This window comes from Myxococcota bacterium (assembly GCA_035498015.1).
GTDB lineage: Bacteria > Myxococcota_A > UBA9160 > SZUA-336 > SZUA-336 > VGRW01.
Genome location: DATKAO010000157.1, coordinates 1 through 18519, shown reverse-complemented (window position 1 = coordinate 18519; position 18519 = coordinate 1). Strand labels below are relative to the sequence as shown.

Annotated in this window: 20 protein-coding genes and 2 tRNA genes; 9 read left to right on the top strand and 13 right to left on the bottom strand. The window is 71.7% G+C overall.

What is annotated here, in order from left to right; genetic code table 11:
• A partial coding sequence (locus VMR86_14425; protein ID HTO08241.1) for a cytidine/deoxycytidylate deaminase family protein occupies nucleotides 1-403 on the top strand: 403 nt, incomplete at its 5' end.
• Between the two features lie 149 nt (nucleotides 404-552).
• Here VMR86_14425 and VMR86_14420 read toward each other — a convergent pair.
• The 4 genes from VMR86_14420 to VMR86_14405 form a co-directional block, all read right to left on the bottom strand.
• Nucleotides 553-1527, bottom strand: coding sequence for a V4R domain-containing protein (locus VMR86_14420; GenBank protein HTO08240.1), 975 nt, complete (start codon nucleotides 1525-1527; stop codon nucleotides 553-555).
• On the bottom strand, nucleotides 1524-2687 hold the full coding sequence (locus VMR86_14415; protein HTO08239.1) for an HD domain-containing phosphohydrolase: 1164 nt from the start codon (nucleotides 2685-2687) through the stop codon (nucleotides 1524-1526). The genes VMR86_14420 and VMR86_14415 overlap by 4 nt, the downstream gene beginning before the upstream one ends.
• Before the next feature lie 302 nt (nucleotides 2688-2989).
• On the bottom strand, nucleotides 2990-3376 hold the full coding sequence (locus VMR86_14410; GenBank protein ID HTO08238.1) for a VOC family protein: 387 nt from the start codon (nucleotides 3374-3376) through the stop codon (nucleotides 2990-2992).
• Nucleotides 3377-3428: 52 nt separating this feature from the next.
• Nucleotides 3429-4151, bottom strand: coding sequence for a PP2C family serine/threonine-protein phosphatase (locus tag VMR86_14405; protein ID HTO08237.1), 723 nt, complete (start codon nucleotides 4149-4151; stop codon nucleotides 3429-3431).
• 65 nt (nucleotides 4152-4216) lie between these two features.
• Here VMR86_14405 and VMR86_14400 point away from each other — a divergent pair, with 65 nt between their 5' ends.
• Entirely contained in the window at nucleotides 4217-5194 is a 978-nt protein-coding gene (locus tag VMR86_14400) for an NAD(P)H-quinone oxidoreductase (protein HTO08236.1), read from the top strand.
• A gap of 30 nt (nucleotides 5195-5224) precedes the next feature.
• Here the strand turns inward: VMR86_14400 and VMR86_14395 are convergent, their stop codons facing one another.
• Genes VMR86_14395 through VMR86_14380 form a run of 4 tightly spaced genes read right to left on the bottom strand, consistent with a single transcriptional unit; the run spans nucleotide 5225 to nucleotide 7496 of the window.
• Complete coding sequence (locus VMR86_14395; protein HTO08235.1) at nucleotides 5225-5938, bottom strand: SOS response-associated peptidase; 714 nt, start codon at nucleotides 5936-5938, stop codon at nucleotides 5225-5227.
• Between the two features lie 5 nt (nucleotides 5939-5943).
• Nucleotides 5944-6372 (bottom strand): VOC family protein, encoded by a 429-nt coding sequence (locus tag VMR86_14390; protein HTO08234.1) that lies wholly within the window; start codon nucleotides 6370-6372, stop codon nucleotides 5944-5946.
• Nucleotides 6373-6375: 3 nt separating this feature from the next.
• Entirely contained in the window at nucleotides 6376-7155 is a 780-nt protein-coding gene (locus VMR86_14385) for a phytanoyl-CoA dioxygenase family protein (protein ID HTO08233.1), read from the bottom strand.
• Nucleotides 7156-7196: 41 nt separating this feature from the next.
• A complete protein-coding gene (locus VMR86_14380; GenBank protein ID HTO08232.1) occupies nucleotides 7197-7496 on the bottom strand; it encodes an antibiotic biosynthesis monooxygenase in 300 nt (99 codons plus the stop codon).
• Between the two features lie 105 nt (nucleotides 7497-7601).
• Here VMR86_14380 and VMR86_14375 point away from each other — a divergent pair, with 105 nt between their 5' ends.
• Entirely contained in the window at nucleotides 7602-8570 is a 969-nt protein-coding gene (locus tag VMR86_14375) for a helix-turn-helix domain-containing protein (GenBank protein HTO08231.1), read from the top strand.
• Nucleotides 8571-8580: 10 nt separating this feature from the next.
• Here the strand turns inward: VMR86_14375 and VMR86_14370 are convergent.
• Nucleotides 8581-8656 (bottom strand) — tRNA-Ala (locus VMR86_14370).
• 69 nt (nucleotides 8657-8725) lie between these two features.
• Here VMR86_14370 and VMR86_14365 point away from each other — a divergent pair.
• The 6 genes from VMR86_14365 (at nucleotide 8726) to VMR86_14340 (ending at nucleotide 14121) form a co-directional block, all read left to right on the top strand.
• Nucleotides 8726-8808 (top strand) — tRNA-Leu (locus tag VMR86_14365).
• A gap of 58 nt (nucleotides 8809-8866) precedes the next feature.
• On the top strand, nucleotides 8867-10978 hold the full coding sequence (locus VMR86_14360) for an ATP-binding protein (protein HTO08230.1): 2112 nt from the start codon (nucleotides 8867-8869) through the stop codon (nucleotides 10976-10978).
• 19 nt (nucleotides 10979-10997) lie between these two features.
• Nucleotides 10998-12140, top strand: coding sequence for a molybdopterin-synthase adenylyltransferase MoeB (gene moeB, locus VMR86_14355; GenBank protein HTO08229.1), 1143 nt, complete (start codon nucleotides 10998-11000; stop codon nucleotides 12138-12140).
• A 25-nt stretch (nucleotides 12141-12165) separates the two neighbouring features.
• The gene (locus tag VMR86_14350; GenBank protein ID HTO08228.1) at nucleotides 12166-12345 is read left to right on the top strand and encodes a hypothetical protein; all 180 of its coding nucleotides are present in this window, start codon (nucleotides 12166-12168) and stop codon (nucleotides 12343-12345) included.
• 42 nt (nucleotides 12346-12387) lie between these two features.
• A complete protein-coding gene (locus VMR86_14345; GenBank protein HTO08227.1) occupies nucleotides 12388-13749 on the top strand; it encodes an EAL domain-containing protein in 1362 nt (453 codons plus the stop codon).
• A 9-nt stretch (nucleotides 13750-13758) separates the two neighbouring features.
• Nucleotides 13759-14121: an SCP2 sterol-binding domain-containing protein gene (locus VMR86_14340; GenBank protein HTO08226.1), complete on the top strand. Its 363-nt coding sequence runs from the start codon at nucleotides 13759-13761 to the stop codon at nucleotides 14119-14121.
• Between the two features lie 53 nt (nucleotides 14122-14174).
• On the opposite strand, the gene VMR86_14335 is transcribed toward VMR86_14340, so the two are convergent.
• From VMR86_14335 to gcvPB, 4 genes are all read right to left on the bottom strand, one after another.
• Entirely contained in the window at nucleotides 14175-14483 is a 309-nt protein-coding gene (locus VMR86_14335; protein ID HTO08225.1) for an HPF/RaiA family ribosome-associated protein, read from the bottom strand.
• A gap of 23 nt (nucleotides 14484-14506) precedes the next feature.
• Nucleotides 14507-15613, bottom strand: a complete 1107-nt coding sequence (locus tag VMR86_14330) for a methyltransferase domain-containing protein (GenBank protein HTO08224.1) — start codon at nucleotides 15611-15613, stop codon at nucleotides 14507-14509.
• A gap of 5 nt (nucleotides 15614-15618) precedes the next feature.
• The gene (locus tag VMR86_14325) at nucleotides 15619-17163 is read right to left on the bottom strand and encodes a M48 family metalloprotease (GenBank protein ID HTO08223.1); all 1545 of its coding nucleotides are present in this window, start codon (nucleotides 17161-17163) and stop codon (nucleotides 15619-15621) included.
• Nucleotides 17164-18519: aminomethyl-transferring glycine dehydrogenase subunit GcvPB (gene gcvPB, locus VMR86_14320; GenBank protein HTO08222.1), on the bottom strand; the 1356-nt coding region annotated here is incomplete at its 5' end. It lies immediately after the preceding gene.

The following is an 18519-nucleotide window of genomic DNA, read 5'->3' as shown; positions in this document are numbered from 1 at the left end:
CGTGGTCGCCTCGCGCAGCAACTGCATCAAGCGCAAGGTCGGCGCCGTGATCGCGCTCGACCGCCGCATCATCTCGACCGGCTACAACGGCACGCCGCGCGGCATCCGCAACTGCAACGAGGGCGGCTGCCCGCGCTGCGCGGGCGCCGCCGAGTCCGGCACCCGCCTCGACGAGTGTCTGTGCAGTCACGCCGAGGAGAACGCGATCACGCAGTCCGCGTACCACGGCGTGAGCGTGCGCGGCGGCACCGTCTACACCACGTTCTGCCCGTGCCTCATCTGCACCAAGATGATCATCAACGCGGGCCTGTCCGAGGTCGTCTACGCCGCCGACTTCCCGCTGGGCGAAGTCTCCGTCTCGCTGTTCCGCGAAGCGGGCGTGAAGGTGCGTCAGCTCACGTAACCGTGGCGAGGCGAAGGCCGCCCTGAGCCGAGCCAGCAAGGCCCGCAGGGCCGCGCAGTGAGCCGTCAGGCGAACGTAGCCAATTGGAAGGCGAGGCGAAGGCCGCCCTGAGCGAGCCGGCAAGGCCCGCAGGGCCGCGCAGTGAGCCGTCAGGCGAACGTAGCCAGTTGGAACGCGAGGCGGATGCCTTCCGAGATGTCGCGCGCGCGCAGGGGCAGGGCGAGTCTCTCGCCGAGCCACCTGGCGGCGGCGTCATCGCGAACGCCCACGATCACGCTCTCGATGCCGCGGCGGGCCAGGTCGTCGAGCGTGCGCACGAGGCCCAGCGCCTCGACGCCGTCGACGCGCGCGCCGGTCACGTCGAGGACGACCACGCGGATGGCCTGCTCGCCGAGGTCGGCGGTGATGGTCTCGAGCGCGGCCAGCGAGTCACCGGCGCCCGAGTAGGGCAGGATCATCACGGGGCCCCACACGTGCACCGCGGGCGAGAGCGGGTCGAAGGCGCCCATCATGTCGCCTTCGGGGCCGTCGAGGTCGGCGGCGAGGCGTTTGGCCGCGGCCTCGCGCATGGCCTCGAAGTCGAGATACTTGAGCAGCCGCTGGGCCCAGGCATCGCCCGGGCCCGTCCAGTGCTCGACGGGCCGCGCTTCGAACTCGCACATCGGCGCGCCCGCGGCGGCGCAGGCGCGCTCGCGCACCAGCACGAACTCGCCGAACAGCGCCGAGTACCAGCCCGAGCAGTAGCCCGCGCTCACGTGGCAGATCGGCTCCGCCGCGCCGCCGTAGCGGCGGCGGTGGACGGTGGCCTCGACCGAGCCGGCCAGCGTGCCGCCGAACCGGCGTTGGCGGTCCAGCCCGGCGGGGCGGAACAGGAGGTCGAGTCCCGGCCCGGCGTGACCCGGCGTGCCGCCGTGCGCGCCGGCAAAGCGGCCGGCGACGCGCAGCGCGTCGCTCAGTCCCTCGGCCAGGCCGATCCCGTACAGGATGCCCTCGGCATAGGGCGCGCCCACGCTCTCGAAGGCGTTGGCGCGCAGGCGCTCCAGTGACTCGGGGTCGTCGAACGCGTCGTCCTCCGCGGGGGTCGGGTCGAGCTCGAGCGGCTCCTCGTCGCGCTGGCCGCTCAAGTCGGCTCACTCGGCCGCGACACGAAGTCCTCGATGTCGAACTTCGAGGCGGTCTCGATGAACGCCTCCTCCTCGCGCTCGGCCAGGCGCAGGAAGGCGTCGGCGGCCGCAGGGTCGAACTGCGTGCCCCGGAAGCGCTGGATCTCGTCGATCACGCGCGCGAATGGGAGTGCCTTGCGATAGGGCCGGTCGGAGGTCATGGCCTCGACGGTGTCCGCCACCAGGATGATGCGGCTGGGGTAGGGGATCTCGGTGGCGGCGAGTCTCTCCGGATAGCCGAGCGGCGAGCCGTCGTACCACTCGTGGTGGTGACGGACGCACGGCACGATGTCGGCCAGGAACGCCACCGGCTCGAGGATGCGCGCGCCGATCTCGGGGTGGCGCTTCATCAGCTCGTACTCGGCGGCAGTGAGTCGCTCGGGCTTGCCGATGATCGCGTCCGGGATGCCGATCTTGCCGATGTCGTGCAGCAGCCCCGCGAGGTAGATGCGCTCGATGAACTCGCGCTTGCAGTCCAGCTCCCGCGCGATGCGCGAGGCGTACACCCCCACGCGCTCGGAGTGACCGCGCGTGTAGGGATCCTTGGCGTCGACCGCCTCGGACAGCGCGCGCACGGTCGAGAGATAGGCGGTGCGCAGCTCGCGGTTCTTCGCTTCCAGCTCGCCGGTGCGCTCGGCGACCTTGCGCTCGAGTGACTGGTTCATCTCGTGCAACGACGCGTTCTGCGCCTGGAGCAGCGAGTGCAGGCGCGCGACCTCGGCGCGGATGGCGCAGTCGGCCAGCGCCTGGCGCACGGTGGCGCGCAGCTCGTCGTCGTTCCAGGGCTTGGTCAAGAGCCGGAAGATCTCGCCGGAGTTGATCGCCTCGACCGCGACCGCGATCTCCGCGTGGCCGGTGAGCAGGATGCGCACCACCTCGGGCCGGCGCTCGCGCACCTGAGCCAGGAGCCGCACGCCGGTCGTGCCCGGCATGCGCTGGTCGGAGACCACGACCTGGATCGGCTCCGACGCGACCAGCGCCAGCGCCTCGGCGGCGGAGCTCGCGGTGAACACGCGCACGGGCTCGGCGCGGAACAAGCGCACCAGCGCCTTCAGGATGTTGACTTCGTCATCGACGAACAGGAGGCCCGGTCGGTGAGGGTCGGCGGTCGGCAGAGGCATGCGCCGCCGGATACTTCAAGGCGCGTGCCGTCGGCGCTGCCCACGCGCGCCACGCCCGGGCGCGCAGCCGGTGCGACGCGTTCGGCGAGTGACTGCGGGCGCGCTGCCCGCGTGTTGCCTGCGGCAGCTCCTTCCCGCCCTCGGGACCGAGCTGCGCGCACCTGCCGGCGAGGTGCACGCGCACGGCGAGGCGCTGCCGGCAAACGCACGCGCACGTGGCGGCGCACTGCGAAGTGACTTCGTGGAGAACGCGCGCGCGCGACGCCGCCGCCACGCGCTGCCGGTCCCGACGCCGGGACGTCTCAGCTGCGGGACGACCCGAGGAACTTGGGATCGACCCAGAAGATCTCCAAGAGATGATCGTCCGGATCGCGGAAGTACACCGAGCGTCCATCCGAGCGGTCGTACGGACCCTTCTCGAGAGTGACTCCGTGCGCGCGCAGCTGCTCGCTCCAGCGGTCGACTTCGGCCGGGCCGTCGACCATGAAGCCGAAGTGCTCGAAGCCGTGCGCCTCGGGTCGCGCGCCTTCGGACAGACCGAGCAGGTCGCCGCCCGCGTCGAGCCAGACCGTGTCGCCCTTGGCGAACGAGAGCTCGAAGCCGAGCACGTCCGTGTAGAACGCGCGCGCGCGCGCCAGGTCGGCGACGGAGAGATTCAGGTGCTGGATGCCCTTCACGCGCAGCGCCACGGATCCACCTGAGTCTCGCGTGGGCACCCTACCCACGCTCGGGCTGAAGCTCTCACACTCCGGCGCGGCCCGCAAACACGGCCACTGCCACGTTGTCGCCGGCGCCACCCGCGAAGGCCTCCTCGGCGATCGCGCGCGCGGCCGCGAGGTCGCTCGGCGCCTCGGCCAGCACGCGCGCGATGCCCGGGATGTCGCGCGTGAAGTTCGTGACCCCGTCGGAGACCAGCGCGATGCGCTCGGCGGCGGGCCGCGTCTTGCGCCAGTGGAACACTTCGGGGCGCACGCGCGCGAGTGACTCGGGGTTGCCCAAGAGGAGCGGATTGTCGTTGGCCAGGCCGAACGGCACGCCCGCGACGAAGGCGTTCGAGTCGCCCAGGCTCGCGAGCTCCACCCGGTCGCCGCGCAGCGCGGCCAGCACCAGACACGAGCGCGAACGGCTGCCGCGCGGCAGCCCGCGCAGCACCTCGTCGGCCAGCCGCAGGACCTCGGCGCGAAAGGCGTCGCCGCTGGCCTCGACCAGCTCGGCGGCGCGCGCGCGGGCGCGCGCGACGGCGAGCTCCGAAGCCTCGCTGCCGTTGAAGCCGTCGGCGACCGCGAGCAGCACGCCGCTCGGCGTGCGCACGAGGAGGGCCGCGTCCTCGTTGGGGTCGGTGTGGGCGTAGGCCTTGGGGCGCGCGCCGCGCGAGAGCGCCAGCGCTCCGCCGTCCGGCAGCTCGGCCAGCGCCAGCGGCCCGAGCTCCGTCCAGTCACGTCCGAGAAGCGCGATCGCCCGCACGCACGCCAAGCTCATGGCTCGCGGGCGCGCGCGCAAGGCGCGGCCCGCGGTATGCTGCGCCACCGATGCGCGCGATCCAGATCGTCGGAGAGGGCAAGGACGCGCGGCTCGTGCTGGGCGAGGCGCCCAAGCCGGAGCTGCGCGCGGGTGAGCTGCGCATCCAGGTGGCGGCAACCGCAGTCAACCGGGCCGATCTCATGCAGCGCCGCGGCCTCTACCCGCCGCCGCCCGGGGCTTCGCCGGTGCTCGGGCTCGAATGCGCGGGCACGGTGATCGAGAGCGCGCCTGGAGTCACCGGCTTCGCGCGCGGCGAGCGGGTCATGGCGCTGCTCGCCGGCGGCGGCTACGCCGAAGAGGCCTGCGTCGATGCGGGCTCCGTCATGCCGGTGCCCCAGGCGCTCTCGCTCGAAGAGGCCGCGGGCATTCCCGAGGTCTTCCTCACCTGTCACTTGAACTTGTTCCAGCTCGCGCATGCGCCCGCGGGCGGCTGGGCGCTGGTGCACGGCGGGGGCAGCGGCATCGGCACCGCGGCGATCCAGCTCCTGCGCGCGGCCGGCGTGCACTCGATCGTGACCGCGGGCAGCGCCGCCAAGTGCGCGCGCTGTCTCGAGCTCGGCGCCGACGTCGCGCTCGACTACACCCAAGGTGACTTCGCGCCTGCAGTGCTCGAGAAGACCGGCGGCGCGGGCGTCGATGTGGTGCTCGACTCGATCGGCGGGCCCTATCTCGCGCAGCACCTGACCTGCATGAAGCTCGGCGGGCGGCTCGTGCTGATCGGGCTCATGGGTGGCGCGCGCGCCGAGGCGAACCTGGGGCTCGTGGTCGCCAAGCGCCTCTCGATCATCGGCTCGACCTTGCGCGCGCGGCCGATCGCCGAGAAGGCCGAGATCGTGCGCGGCTTCCGCGCGAAGTTCGGCGCGGCGCTCGAGTCGGGCAAGCTGCGGCCGATCGTGGACCGCGTGCTGCCCCTCGCCGAGGCCCAGGCCGCGCACGACTGCGTCGAGGCCAGCAGTCACTTCGGCAAGGTCGTGCTCAAAGTCTGACTCGCGAGCGCGTGGGTACGCTGCCCACGCTCAGAAGAAGCCCAGCGACGGCTCGCTGTCGTCGCGGGCCAGGAGCGACGGGTCGTCGTTTCCGACCGAGTTCACGCGCCGCGACACCGGGTGCTCGCGCAGCTCCTCGGCGCGCACGGGCGCGAGCAGGGCGAGCAGCGCCTCGGTCTTCCCGTCCAGCGCGTGGTCGAGCCAGGGCCCTTCGGCCGCGCGCGGCAGGATCACGGGCATGCGATCGTGCAGCTTCTCGACCACCGCGTTCGCCGCCGTGGTCACGATCGCGCACGACAGCAGGATCTCGCCCAAAAGCTCGCCGCGCCGGCGCCACTCCGCGAACAGCCCGGCCATCGCGAAGGGCGCGCCGTCGCCGCGGCTCACGTAGTGGGGCACGCGCCGTCCGCCCGGGCCCCCGGCCTGCCACTCGTAGAAGCCGTCGGCCAGCACGAGACAGCGGTGCGCGCGCAGTGACTCGCGGAAGGCGTTCTTCTGGTGCAGCGTCTCGACGCGCGCGTTGATCATCCGGGCCGTCGCGCCGATCTCCTTCGCGAACGGCGGCACGAGGCCCCAGCGCATGATGCGCGGCTCACGGCGGGACTCGCCGGCCACCAGCGTGAGCACGTTCTGGGTCGGCGCGATGTTGTAGCGAGCGGGGCCGCCCGCGAGCGCCGCGGGGTCGAAGTCGAAGCGCTCGGCCAGCGCCTCCTTCTCGGTGTGCAGCGTGTAGCGACCGCACATGGCCGCTACTTCGGGGGCTCGGGCGGCCCCTTCAGCTCGACGGTGTTGCCGTCGGGGTCCTTCACGTAGAGCGACGGCCCGTTCCCGTCGGCGCCGTAGCGCGTGCCCACCTCGCCCAGCGCCTCGACGCCGTGCGCGGCCAGGTGGCGGCGCAGCTCGGCCTCGTGAAACGGCTCGATGCGCACGCAGAAGTGGTCGAGGTTGCGCGCCGAGTCACCTGCGGCCGCGCCGCCGAGCTTGCCCAGCGGCGACTCGACGGGCACCAGGTCGACCAGCGAGCGTCCCAGCCGCACCTGCACCAGCCCCAGTGAGTCGAGCCGGCGCTCGACCGCGCCGTCGAGCGCGCCGGTGTAGAACGCCAGCGCGCGCTCCAGCGAGCGCACGCGCAGCACCACGTGGTCCAGACCGAGCGTCGTGAAGGGGGGCTTCGACACGAGTCACTCCACGGGCGCACCGGCGCGCAGCACCGGCAGCCAGTCGTTCAGCGTGAAGTCCCGGAGCTCGAGCGTGTGATCGACCGTGCCGGCTTCGCCGTAGTGGTAGACCATGGCGGCGCGCATGCCCGCGGAGCGGTTGTCGGTCGACTTGTGCATGAGATGGCCGTGGAAGAGCAGCACGTCTCCGGGCTCGAGCAGCACGGGCCGCGCGCCGCTCATGTCGTGGTCGACGATCTCCACGTAGCCCATCTGCGCGTGCTCGCGCCGGTCGGGCACCACCGTATGGATGGGCTCCTGGTGCGAGCCGGGCAGCACCCACAGCGGCCCGTTCTCGAGCGTCGCGGCAGTCACTGCGAGCCACACGCCGACCTGCGGCCGGCGGTCGAAGGGGAAGTAGAACGCATCCTGGTGCCACGGCTGCCCGAGCGCGCCCGGGTTCTTGAAGATGAACTGCGACAGGAAGCAGTCGAGGTCGGCTCCGAGCAGGTCCGCCACCAGCGCGAGCAGGCGCCGCTCCCGGCAGAACGCGTTGAACACCGGCTCATGGCGGTGCACGCGGAACAGCTTCGAGGTGCGCTCCGCCGCGCTGCCCGGCGCCGTGCGCAGCGCCGGCTCGGCCAGCCGCAGCGCATCGGCGACCTCGGCGCCGGCCTCGGCGCGCGTGCACAGCTCGGACACCCGGGCCAGCATGTCCTTGCAGACACTCGGGCCGGCGAAGCGCGGCACGATGAAGAAGCCATCGCGCTCCCAGCCGGCGCGTTGCTCGGGGGCGAGTGCCATCCGGGGTCAGGGTAGCACCGCCCCCGAGCGCGCATGCGTGCCTAGGGGAGCTTGGCGCCGAGTACCTCGAGCCGCTCGATCACCGGGGGCGTGGCGAGCAGCGCCGGGGCATTCGCCATCAGCGCCTTTGCGATCGGGCCGTTCAGGTGGGCCTGGCGGCCCGACTCGTCGGCGAACGAGTCGAACACCGCGAACGTCGAGGGCCCCATGCGCAGCCCGAACCAGACCGGCGTGGCCGATTCCTGGTTCGCGAGCTCCAGGCCCTGCTTCAGGAACGCGGCCACGTCGGCCTCCTTGCCGGGCTTGGCCTCGAGTCGCACGAACAACGAGAGCTTCACCATGTCTTGTCTCCTTACTGAGTGAGGGGTGGATGGATGGTCAGGAGCGTAGGTGGAGCCAGCGTTGGTGGCGATGGCAAGATCGCCAAGTTTAGTATCATTATTGCCATGCGCATCGACGTGCTCGCGCTCGACGACGTCTTCGACCTCGGTCTCGCGTCCGTGCTCGACGCGCTGGAGACCGCGAACGAGCTGATCGCCGTGGCCGGCCTGGCGGTGGAGCGCTTCGATACGCGCATCGTCGGCGTGCGCAAGTCGGTGCGGAGCGCGCACGGGCTGCGGGTTCCGGTCACTGCGATCGCCAAGCGCGCGCCGGACGTCGTCGTCGTGCCCGCGATCGCCTTCAAGATGCCCGAGCCACTCGAGCGGGCGCTGGCCCGGCCCGACGTGTCCGATGCGGGCGCGGCGCTGCGCGCCTGGTCGCGCCGAGGCGCACTCGTGACTGCCGCGTGCATCGGCACCTTCGTGCTGGCCGAGTCCGGGCTGCTCGCCGGGCAGCGCGCGACCACCAGCTGGTGGCTCGCGCCCACGTTCCGGCGGCGCTACCCGGGCGTGACGCTCGACGAGTCGACCATGATCGTGAAGTCGGGCAGGTTCGCCACGGCAGGGGCCGCGCTCGGCCACATGGACCTCGCGCTCTGGCTCGTGCGGCGCGTGAGCCCGCAGCTCGCGGCACTCACCGCCCAGTATCTGATCGTCGACTCTCGCCCCTCCCAGTCCGCGTACGCGCTCAGCGACCACCTCGTGCACGACGATCCGGTCGTGCAGCGCTTCGAGAGCTGGGCGCGCGCCCGGCTGGCGCGCGGCTTCTCGCTCGACGAGGCTGCGCGCGCGGTGGGCGCCAGCAAGCGCACGCTCGCGCGACACATGGAGAGCGTGCTCGGCAAGTCGCCGCTGTCCTACTTCCAGAGCCTGCGCGTCGAGCGCGCCGTGCACCTGCTGCGGACGGGCAAGGCCAGCGTCGACGAGATCGCCGCGCGCGTGGGCTACGCGGACGGCGCCACGCTGCGCGCCTTGCTGCGACGCCAGCTCAACGCCGGCGTCAAAGAGATCCGAAAGTCCGCTGCGCGTCCTTGATGTCCGAAGATGGTGGAGCTGAGCGGGATCGAACCGCCGACCTCCTGAATGCCATTCAGGCGCTCTCCCAGCTGAGCTACAGCCCCGGGTCTTCGGAGGCAGCGAGGTTAGGCGGGTGGCCCGGGAGGGTCAACGGGGCCATACTGCGCGCCCTGGCCGGAGTGGCGGAATTGGCAGACGCGCGCGACTCAAAATCGCGTGCCCAAAAGGCGTGAGGGTTCGAGTCCCTCCTCCGGCATTCAGCGCGTTCGCGGACCGGCCGAAAATTCCAGTATCCCCGCCCACCGCGAGTCGCGATGAAGCAGCGCACCCCCAGGCGATCGAAGGGCGAGCAACGCGCACGCGCGCTGCTCGAGCAGACCGCGTCCGCCAGCGGCGAGTCGTTCTTCCCCGCGCTCGTGCGCGGGCTGGCCCAGGCGCTCGGCACGCGCTTCGCGGTCGTTGCGATGGTCCGCGGCGAGGACGAGCTCGAGTGTCTGGCGTTCTGGGACGGCAAGCGCGTGACTCGTGGCGCGCGCTACCGCTTGTCGGAGACGCCGTGCGGCGTGGCCGCGGCCGAAGGTTACTGCGAGCTCAACGACGGCGTGCCCGCGAAGTACCCCAACGCGGCGATGCTGATCGAGCTCGGCGTGCGCGGCTACGTGGGGCACGCGATCCACTCGCAGGACGGCCGCCTCCTCGGCGTGCTGGTGGCCATGCACGATGCGCCTCTGCCCGCGTCGGCGCGCGATCGTGCGCTCCTGCAGAGCAGCGCCACGCGCGCGGGGCTCGAGCTGGCGCAGATGCGCTCATCGGCTGCGCTCGAAGCGAGTGAGGCGCTGACGCGCGGCATTCTCGAGTCGATGCGCGACGCGATCCTGGTGGTGCGCACCGACGGCACGGTCGCGTTCCACAACGGCGCCGCCTGCGAGCTGTTCCAGACCGACGCGCACGGTCTCTCGCGCGCCTCGATCTCGCAGCTCCTGCCCGACCTCGAGCGCGCGGCCGCCGAGCTGGGCGAGGGCGACGCCGCGGAGACCTACCGCCGGCGCGCGAACCTGGAGCTGGCGGCGGCGCTGAAGAGCGGCGAGACGGTGCACGTGGCGGTCACGATCGGCGTGTTCCGGCTGGCGGGCGAGGAGCTGCGCACCGTGGTGCTGCGCAACATCGAGCGCCGGCGCCGCGAGGAGCAGCGGCTGCGCGGCTATGCGCGCGCGCTCGAGCGCGCCAACTCCGACCTCGAGCGCGCGCGGCGCAAGGCCGAGCGCGCGGCCGCGGCCAAGACCGAGTTCCTGGCCAACATGAGTCACGAGATCCGCACGCCGATGACCGCGATCCTCGGCTTCACCGACATCCTGATGGAGGACGGCGGGGTCGCCACGGCCACCGAACGGCTCGAGGCGCTGCGGACGATCCGCCGCAACGGCGCCTACTTGCTCGAGATCCTGAACGACATTCTCGACTTCTCGAAGATCGAGGCGAACCGGCTCGAGATCGAGAACCTGCCGTGCTCGCCGCGGCGCATCGTGTCCGACGTGGCGGAGCTCCTGCGCCCGCGCGCGGCCGACAAGGGCATCGCGCTCAAGCTCGACCTCGATGCGCAGGTGCCGGAGCGGCTGCTCTCCGACCCCGTGCGCCTGCGCCAGATCCTGCTCAACCTGATCGGGAACGCGGTGAAGTTCACGTCGGCGGGTCACGTGGCGATCCGGCTGCGCTTCGACTCACTCGACCAGACGCTGGAGATCGACGTCGAGGACACGGGCATCGGCATCGCGCCCGACGTGCTGGCGCAGATCTTCGAGCCGTTCCGCCAGGGCGACAGCTCGATGACGCGCCGCTTCGGCGGCACGGGCCTCGGGCTCGCGATCACCAAGAGACTGGTCGAGAGACTCGGCGGCGCGATCACCGCCACCAGCGTGGTGAGTGGCGGCAGCACGTTCCGCGTGCGCCTGCCCGCGCAGTCCGCCGAGGGCGACGCGTCGGACGATCCGGACACGCCGTCGACCGGCGGCTTCCGCGCCGCGCTGCGCGAGCTGCGCGCGCACGGCAAGGTGCTCGTGGTGGAGGACGGCCCCGACAACCAGCGGGTGATCCGCCACGTGCTCGAGCGTGCAGGCTACGAAGTGAGCGTGGCCGAGAACGGTCTGGTCGGCGTGGAGCTCGCGCTCGCCGCCGCGGACGAGGGAACGCCCTTCGTGGTCGTGCTCATGGACGTGCAGATGCCGGTGCTCGACGGCTACGCCGCAACGCGTCAGCTGCGTGACCACGGCTATACCGCCCCGATCATCGCGCTCACCGCGCACGCGCTGCCTTCCGAGCGCCAGCGCTGCATCGAGGCAGGCTGCGACGCGTTCGCGACCAAGCCGATCGAACGGCTGGCCCTGCTCGAGACGATCGCGCAACACACCTCGAAAGCAGCCGGCGGGTAGGCGCGCTACCTTTTCAGTCATGTCCCGTCTCGGTTCCGAGCAGATGGAGCGCTACAAGCGACACCTGCTGCTCGACGGCGTGGGGCCCGCAGGCCAGGAGAAGCTGCTCTCGTCGAGCGTGCTCCTGATCGGCGCCGGCGGGCTCGGCTCTCCCGCGGCGCTGTATCTCGCCGCGGCGGGCGTGGGTCACTTGGGACTGGTGGACTTCGACGCGGTCGACGTGTCGAACCTGCAGCGCCAGGTGCTGTACACGACCGACGACGTCGGGTCACTCAAGACCGAAGTCGCGGCGCACCGGCTGCGCGCGCTGAACCCCGACGTGAAGGTGACGCTGCACGAGGTCAAGCTCGAGGCCGCGAACGCGCGCGAGATCTTCGCCGGCTACGACGTGGTGCTCGACGGCACCGACACCTTCCCCAGCCGCTATCTCGCGAGCGACGTGTGCGTGTGGCAGAAGAAGCCGCTGGTCTCGGGCAGCGTGATGCGCTTCGAGGGCCAGGTGGCCGTGTTCGACGCGCGGCGCGGGCCCTGTTACCGGTGCCTGTTCCCCGAGCCGCCGCCGCCCGAGCTCGCGCCCAACTGCGCCGAGGCCGGCGTGCTGGGCGTGTTGCCGGGCGTGATCGGCATTTTGCAGGCGACCGAGGTGCTGAAGCTCCTGCTGGGCATCGGCGAGCCGTTGGTCGGCCGGCTCTTGGTCTACGACGCGCTCGCGCTCGAGTTCAAGAGCTTCCGCATCCCCCGAGACCCGGCGTGCGCGGTGTGCGGCGAGCGTCCGACGATCACCGCCCCGATCGACTACGCGGCGTTCTGTGCCTCGCGCGCGGCGCCCGAGGCCAAGGTCCCGGAGCTCGGCCCGCGCGCGCTGCAGGCGCGGCTCGACGCGGGCGACGACCTGCTCTTGCTCGACGTGCGCGAGCCGTTCGAAGCCGAGATCGCCCGCATTCCCGGCGCGCGGCTCCTGCCGCTCGGGCAGCTCGAGGCGCAGCTGTCCGAGCTCGACGCCTGGCGCGCGCGCGACGTGGTCGTGCACTGCCGCACCGGCGGGCGCAGCCGGCGCGCGTGTGAGCTGTTGCGCTCCAAAGGCTTCGAGCGCGTCTCGAACCTCGCCGGAGGGATCGAGGCGTGGGCGGTCGAGGTCGATCCAGACATGAAGCGGTACTGACGACCGGGAAAGGGAAGGTCCGAGAATGCAGGCGCTGCGCTGTCATGTGTTCCGTGGGCTGCCCAAGGAGCTCGAGGAGGAAGTCAACAAGTTCCTCGAGCAGACGCCCTGTCACGTGCATCACGTGGTGCAGAGCGAGTCCGCGAACCACGTCACGCTGAGCATGATCTACGAGCTGGTCGCGCCCGCGCCCGATCTGGGCTGACGCGAAACGCGCTTCGGGTCAAGCTCCGTCAGCAGAGTACCGATGGAGCCGCGGGACGAGCGTTTCCCCCGGGGCTCCATGGCCGACGACCGCGACGAGACACAGATAGACACCCACGACCGGGTCATCGCCTTGTACGGCGACCGGCTGCTGCCGCCGCTGGGCCAGCAGCTCGGATCCCTCGCCGGGCTCCTGGTGAAGGAGTCGGCCCTGGCGCTGCTCCTGGTCGACGCGTCGTCGCTGCTCGAGATCGAGCGGCTGTACGGCGCGCGCGCGTTCCGCACCGCGCTCGACTCACTGACCCAGCGCGTGCGCACGCGCATCGCGCGCGAGGTCGGCGACGAGGTGGTGGTGACCTGCGGGGCGCTGGAGGAGGAGCACATCCTGGTGTTCATCCCCAAGCCGCGCGGCGAGCCGTCGTTCCTGCTGCACGACCTGCCGCGCCTGGCCGAGGAGCTGCGCTCCTACGTCGCGATGTGTCTCAAGCGCATCGTCTATCCGTATCTGCACGAGCGGCCCGAGGTCCCGATCGGCACGGGCTTCGTGCTGCACCGGCCCTTCCAGCGGCCCGAGGCGCAGATCCGCAGGCTGATCGAGACCACGCTCAGCGCCGCCAAGTTCGAGCGCGAGCGCCGCCATCGCGACCGCGCGGCCGCGCTCGACCGGATCCTGCTCGAGGAGAGCATCTCGACCGTGTTCGAGCCGATCGTGCGGCTCGCCGCGCGCGAGGTGATCGGCTTCGAGGCGCTGTCGCGCGGGCCGTCGGGCACCGGCATGGAGACGCCGGGGGCGCTGTTCGGCGTGGCCGAGCAGGCTGACCGCGAGTACGAGCTCGACAGCCTGTGCCGGCGGCGCGCGCTCGCGAACGCGCGCGGCATCGCGCCGGAGCAGCTCCTGTTCCTCAACATCCTGCCCACCTGCATCCAGGACCCGGACTTCCAGGCGGTGCGCGTGCGCGAGACACTCGCCAGCCTGGGCCTGGGCCCGCGCAACCTGGTGCTGGAAGTCTCGGAGCGCCAGGCGATCTCGAACTTCCCGATCTTCCGCGAAGCGACCGATCACTTCTCGCGGCTGGGCTTCCGCATCGCGCTCGACGACACGGGCGCGGGCTTCTCCAGCCTGGAGGCGGCGCTCGAGCTGTCGCCCGACTTTCTCAAGATCGACATGTCACTCGTGCGCGGCATCGAGGAGAGCCCGGAAAAGCAGGAGCTGCTGCGCGGCCTGCGCGGCGTGGCCGGGAAGATGGGCTCGATCCTGATCGCCGAAGGCATCGAGACCGAGCACGAGCTCGAGGTGATTCGCGGCCTGGGCATCGAGTGTGGCCAGGGCTTCTACCTCGGCCGCGGCACGCCCTCGCCCACCACGCCGGCCGGGCACACGGAACCGGCCGCCGGCTCGCGCTAGACTGCGCGGGTGAGTGACCGAGCCCGGCCGCCGGCCGACATCGCGCCCGAAGAATTCTTCCGTGCCTGGGCGCCGGACGCGGTGCGCAGCGACCCGGAGCGCCGGAAGAAGCTCGAGAACCTGACGGCGCGCATCCAGTTCGATCTCTCCGGGCCGGGCGCCGGACTCTACTGGCTGCAGATCGGCGAAGGCGACGTGCAGGGCGGCGCGGGCCCGATCGAGGCGCCCGACCTGGTGCTCTCGACCGACCTCGAGACCTGGCGCGCGCTGAACGCCGGAATGATCAAGGCGCCGACCGCGGTGATGAAGGGCAAGCTGAAGTTCCAGGGCAGCATGTATCTCGCCCTGCGCATCCACTTCATCATCGGGTGAGTCCGAGCGCTTGCGGGCTCGGCTCAGGCGGCCTTCGCCTCGCCGCCCCAGGACTACGTCTTGTCTCTCCGGTGCTTGAAGATCGCCTTCTCGTGGTGCTTGCGCAGCTGGGCGTGGGCCTTGTGGAAGGCATCGCGGGCGGCGCCCTCGATCGACTCGCGGCTCCGGGCGCTCGACGCCAGGTCGATGTCCTTCCCGGTGACGTGCACGTGCGCCTCGTACTCGCCGCGATCGTGACTCACGGTGACTTCGACGCGCGAGGTCTCGGGGAACTCGTCGCGTACGGCCTGCGCGAGCGCCTCGCACTCGTCTTGGGCCGCTTGCGAATGCTCGGTGTCTCTGAAGTTCATGCGGAACGGCATGACCGCATTATAGCCAGCGCGCGTCAGCCGCCGAGTGAGGCCGCGCGCCGCAGGTGGCGCGCGAGCTCCGCGAGTGACACGCGGGCGTTCCGGCCCGAGGTCGAGGGCAAGAGGTAGGCGGGACGGCCGGCGAAGCCGCCGCGCAGCGCTCCCGGGCGCGCCGTCGCCTGGACCGCGTGGCGAAAGCCGGCCAGCCCCACGAACACCACGCTGCGCGGGCGGTAGCGCTCGACCAGGCGCTGCAGCCGCGCCAGGCCGCGCCGGTACTCGGCGGGCCGCAGCGCGCCGGCCCCTGGGGTCACCCGCTTCACCAGGTCGGTGAAGCCGATGCCGCGCGCGAGCGCGTGTGCCCGGTCGCGCTCGCGCGTCACCCAGCCCGCGCGCCGCGCCGCGGGCCAGAAGCGGTTGTTCGCGCCTGCGAAGGCGATGCCGGTCGCGGCGGCGGCGGGCGAGGGGTTGAGCCCCACCACCAGCGCGCGCAGGCCCGGCCGCACCGAGTCCGGCAGCGCTCGCGCGCGCGTCGCGCGCAGCCACAGGCGCTCCTGGTTCGCGACCTCGCGCACGCGGAAGCCCGCGCCTTCGAGCAGGTCGCGCGCCGCGTCGGGCGCGAGCGAGGTGAACAGGCGCCCCGAGAGCCCGCGCTCGCCGCGCGCGCGCAGCTCACTCACGCCGGGCGCGAGCGCGCGCGCCGGCCGCGCTGGGTCGAACGCCAGGAACGACAGAGTGACTGGCGCGCCCGGCCGCAGCGCCCCGTGCAGGTCGGCGAGCGCCGGAGCCAGCTCGGCGAAGGGCAGGTGGAGGTAGCTGTTCTTGGCCCAGGCCGCGTCGAGTGACTCGCGCGCGAACGGCAGCCGCGCCAGGTCGCCGCGCAGCCAGGCCCCGCGTCTCTCGCCGGCGCGCGCGGCGCGCAGCATCTCGGCCGTGAGATCGAGCCCGACCGCCGAGAGACCGCGCCGGCGCAGCGCGGCGGCGAACCAGCCCGGCCCGCAGCCCAGGTCCGCCACGCGCGCGCCGCGCGGCAGCCCGGCCGCGAGCTCGCGCAGCCTGCGCAGGGCCGGCGCGTCGATGTCGCGGCGCGCGATCCAGCTGCGCGCGCCGGACTCGTAGATCGCGGCGGTGCGCCGGTCCAACGCGCTCAGGCGGCGGGCGCTTGGATGTCGAAGTCGTAGGTCTCGATCACCGTGTCTTCGACCCGCACCTCGGCGTGCCACTTCCCGGTCGTGGCGTTCGCGGTGTTCAAGGTCGAGGAGACCTTGCCCGTGGGACTCATGCGCACGCGCTCGTTGTAGACCGTGGCGCCGTGCGGGTCGATCCAGCGCACCATGAACTCGGGGTTGGTCGGGTAGAAGCGCCGGCTGATCTCGCCGAACCAGGTCACGGGCTCGCCGCGCTTGAAGCTGCGCGCTTCGGTCGGCCCCGAGCCGTTGGCCAGGCCACTCTCCTCGAGCAGCTTGAACTCGAGCCGCGCGAGCTCGAGCTCGGCGCGCCGGCGCGCGGCGGTGTGCGGCCGGAAGTTCGCGACCGCCTGCTCGAGATAGAACGCGGCGCGCGACTTGTTGCCCAGGCGCGCGTGCACCGCGCCCAGCTCGTACTGCACGAGCGGCACGGTCGGATCGAGCTGGAGCGCGCGCTCCAGGTGGCGGCGCGCCGCTTCGTAGTTGCCCAGGCTCATCATCAGGTGCGCGCGCTCGATCGCCACGCGCGGGTCACCGGGCTCGGCCTTCTCGGCCTTCTGCAACAGGCCGTCTGCCTTCTCGTCGTCGCCGTCGACCACCGCTTCGCGCGCCTGCGCGAGCAGGGGATCGGTCTTCGAGGCGTCGAACGAGGCGCGCGCGTGCAGCCCGCTCGCTCCGCTCGGGTCGGGAGACAGGAGCTCGGTGAGTCGCGCCTGGACCACCGCGAGCTGCGGGTCCTCGCGCTTCACGCCCTTGGGCACGCCGATGCGCTCCATCTCGACCTTGGTCGCGGCGATGCGCTCCTGCACGGCGGGGTGAGTGAAGAGGTAGGGCGGGATGCCCGCGCCGGCGGTCGGGTTCTCGGCCAGGATGCGCTGGAAGAAGCGGCGCATACCCTCCGGGTCGTAGCCGGTCTTGCTCATGATGGCGATGCCCTCGCGGTCCGCCTCGGACTCGAACTGGCGCGAGTGTTTCAGCTGGAGTGACACGTTCAAGCCCTGCGCCGCGATCAGCGCGCCCGGCTGCTTGGAAGCGATCGCGGCGGCGAGTCCCGCGATCGTGAGCAAGGTCGAGAGACCCTGGTCCTCGTTCCGGCGGGCCACGTGGCGCTTGTACACGTGGCCGATCTCGTGCGCCATCACGCCCGCGAGCTCGTTCACGTCGCCGGCCTGCTGCAGCACGCCGGTCGTGATGTACACGTAGCCGCCGCCGATCGTGAAGGCGTTCAGCACCGGGTCGTCGATCACCGAGAAGCGGAAGATGTAGGGCGTGGGCTCGATCGCCTTGACCAGGCTCTCGCCGACCTCGTCCACGTAGTCGAGCACCACCGGGTCCTGGACCAGCTTCATCTCCTGGCGGATCTGCGCGTGGATCTCGGCGCACATCTCCTTCTCGCGCTCGACCGTGATCTCGCTGGCGAACGGGTTCTGTGCGAGTGCCGGGGCAGGGGGCCCAAGAGTCAAAAGCGCGAGCATCAACGCCGCAACGGGGCGGCTGCGCCGCATTCAGCTCTCCCTCTTCCAGCGCAGGCGCGGCTTGCGGGCGGCACGCACCTCGTCGAGGCGGCGCACGATCGGCCGCGTGGGCGCGCCGGTCACCAAGCCGGGCTCGGTCCGGGCCTCGTGCGCGATCGTGCGCATGGTCTCGATGAAGCCGTCGAGCGTCTCCTGCGACTCACACTCGGTCGGCTCGATCATCAGCGCGCCGCTGACCACGAGCGGGAAGTAGATCGTGGGCGGGTGGTAGCCGTAGTCCATCAGGCGCTTGGCGATGTCCGAGGTCGTGACTCCGAACTCGTTCTGGCGCCGGTCGGTGAGCACGCACTCGTGCATGACGCGCTGCGCGTGGGGCGCGTCGTACACCTCGCGCAGTGACTCGAGCACGTAGTTCGCGTTCAGCGTGGCGCGCGAGGTCACGTCGCACAGACCCGCCGCGCCCAGCGTGCGGATGTAGGCCAGCGCGCGCAGCCAGATGCCGGCGTTCCCGTACCAGGCGTGCACGCGGCCGATCGAGTGCGGGAACTCGTCGTCGAGCCGGTAGCGGTCGCCTTCGCGCCGGATCACCGGCGTGGGCAGGAAGGGCGCGAGCGCGTTCTTGACCGCGACCGGACCCGAGCCCGGGCCCCCGCCGCCGTGCGGGGTCGAGAACGTCTTGTGCAGGTTGAAGTGCATGACGTCGACGCCCATGTGGCCGGGCTTGGCCACGCCCAGGAGCGCGTTCATGTTGGCGCCGTCGAGGTAGACCAGCGCCCCCGCGGCGTGCACGACCTCGGCCAGCTTCTCGACGTGGGTCTCGAAGATCCCGAGCGTATTGGGGTTGGTGATCATCAGGGCGGCGGTCTGCGCGTCGCACAGCCGCGCGAGCGCTTCGGGATGGACGACGCCGTCGCTCCCGCTCTTCACCGGCACCACCTCCAGGCCGTTCAGGGCCGCGCTGGCGGGGTTGGTGCCGTGGGCGGTGTCGGGAATGAGCACTTTCGTGCGGGCCGTGTCACCGCGTGCGCGGTGGTAGGCCTGGATCATGCGCACGCCCACGAACTCGCCCTGGGCGCCCGCGGCGGGCTGCAGGGTGACTCGGTCCAGCCCGCAGATCTCGGCCAGCGCCGCCTCGAGCTCGCAGGCCAGCGCCAGCACGCCCTGCAGATCGGCCTCGTCGCTCAGCGGATGCACGCCGGCCAGACCCGGCAGGCGGGCGACCAGCTCGTTGACCTTCGGGTTGTATTTCATGGTGCACGAGCCCAACGGGAAGAACCCGGAGTCGATGCCGTAGTTCCACTGGGACAGGCGCGTGAAGTGGCGCACCACGTCGAGCTCGCCCAGCTCGGGGAAGTCGGGCACGTCGTCGCGGATCGCCTCGGCGCC

Coding starts and splice junctions, on each gene's coding strand:
- VMR86_14415 (HTO08239.1), bottom strand. CDS start 2,687: ATGCCTCTGCCGACCGCCGACCCTCACCGACCGGGCCTCCTGTTCGTC.
- VMR86_14400 (HTO08236.1), top strand. CDS start 4,217: ATGCGCGCGATCCAGATCGTCGGAGAGGGCAAGGACGCGCGGCTCGTG.
- VMR86_14395 (HTO08235.1), bottom strand. CDS start 5,938: ATGTGCGGTCGCTACACGCTGCACACCGAGAAGGAGGCGCTGGCCGAG.
- VMR86_14385 (HTO08233.1), bottom strand. CDS start 7,155: ATGGCACTCGCCCCCGAGCAACGCGCCGGCTGGGAGCGCGATGGCTTC.
- VMR86_14380 (HTO08232.1), bottom strand. CDS start 7,496: ATGGTGAAGCTCTCGTTGTTCGTGCGACTCGAGGCCAAGCCCGGCAAG.
- VMR86_14375 (HTO08231.1), top strand. CDS start 7,602: ATGCGCATCGACGTGCTCGCGCTCGACGACGTCTTCGACCTCGGTCTC.
- VMR86_14360 (HTO08230.1), top strand. CDS start 8,867: ATGAAGCAGCGCACCCCCAGGCGATCGAAGGGCGAGCAACGCGCACGC.
- moeB (HTO08229.1), top strand. CDS start 10,998: ATGTCCCGTCTCGGTTCCGAGCAGATGGAGCGCTACAAGCGACACCTG.
- VMR86_14350 (HTO08228.1), top strand. CDS start 12,166: ATGCAGGCGCTGCGCTGTCATGTGTTCCGTGGGCTGCCCAAGGAGCTC.
- VMR86_14345 (HTO08227.1), top strand. CDS start 12,388: ATGGAGCCGCGGGACGAGCGTTTCCCCCGGGGCTCCATGGCCGACGAC.
- VMR86_14335 (HTO08225.1), bottom strand. CDS start 14,483: ATGCCGTTCCGCATGAACTTCAGAGACACCGAGCATTCGCAAGCGGCC.
- VMR86_14325 (HTO08223.1), bottom strand. CDS start 17,163: ATGCGGCGCAGCCGCCCCGTTGCGGCGTTGATGCTCGCGCTTTTGACT.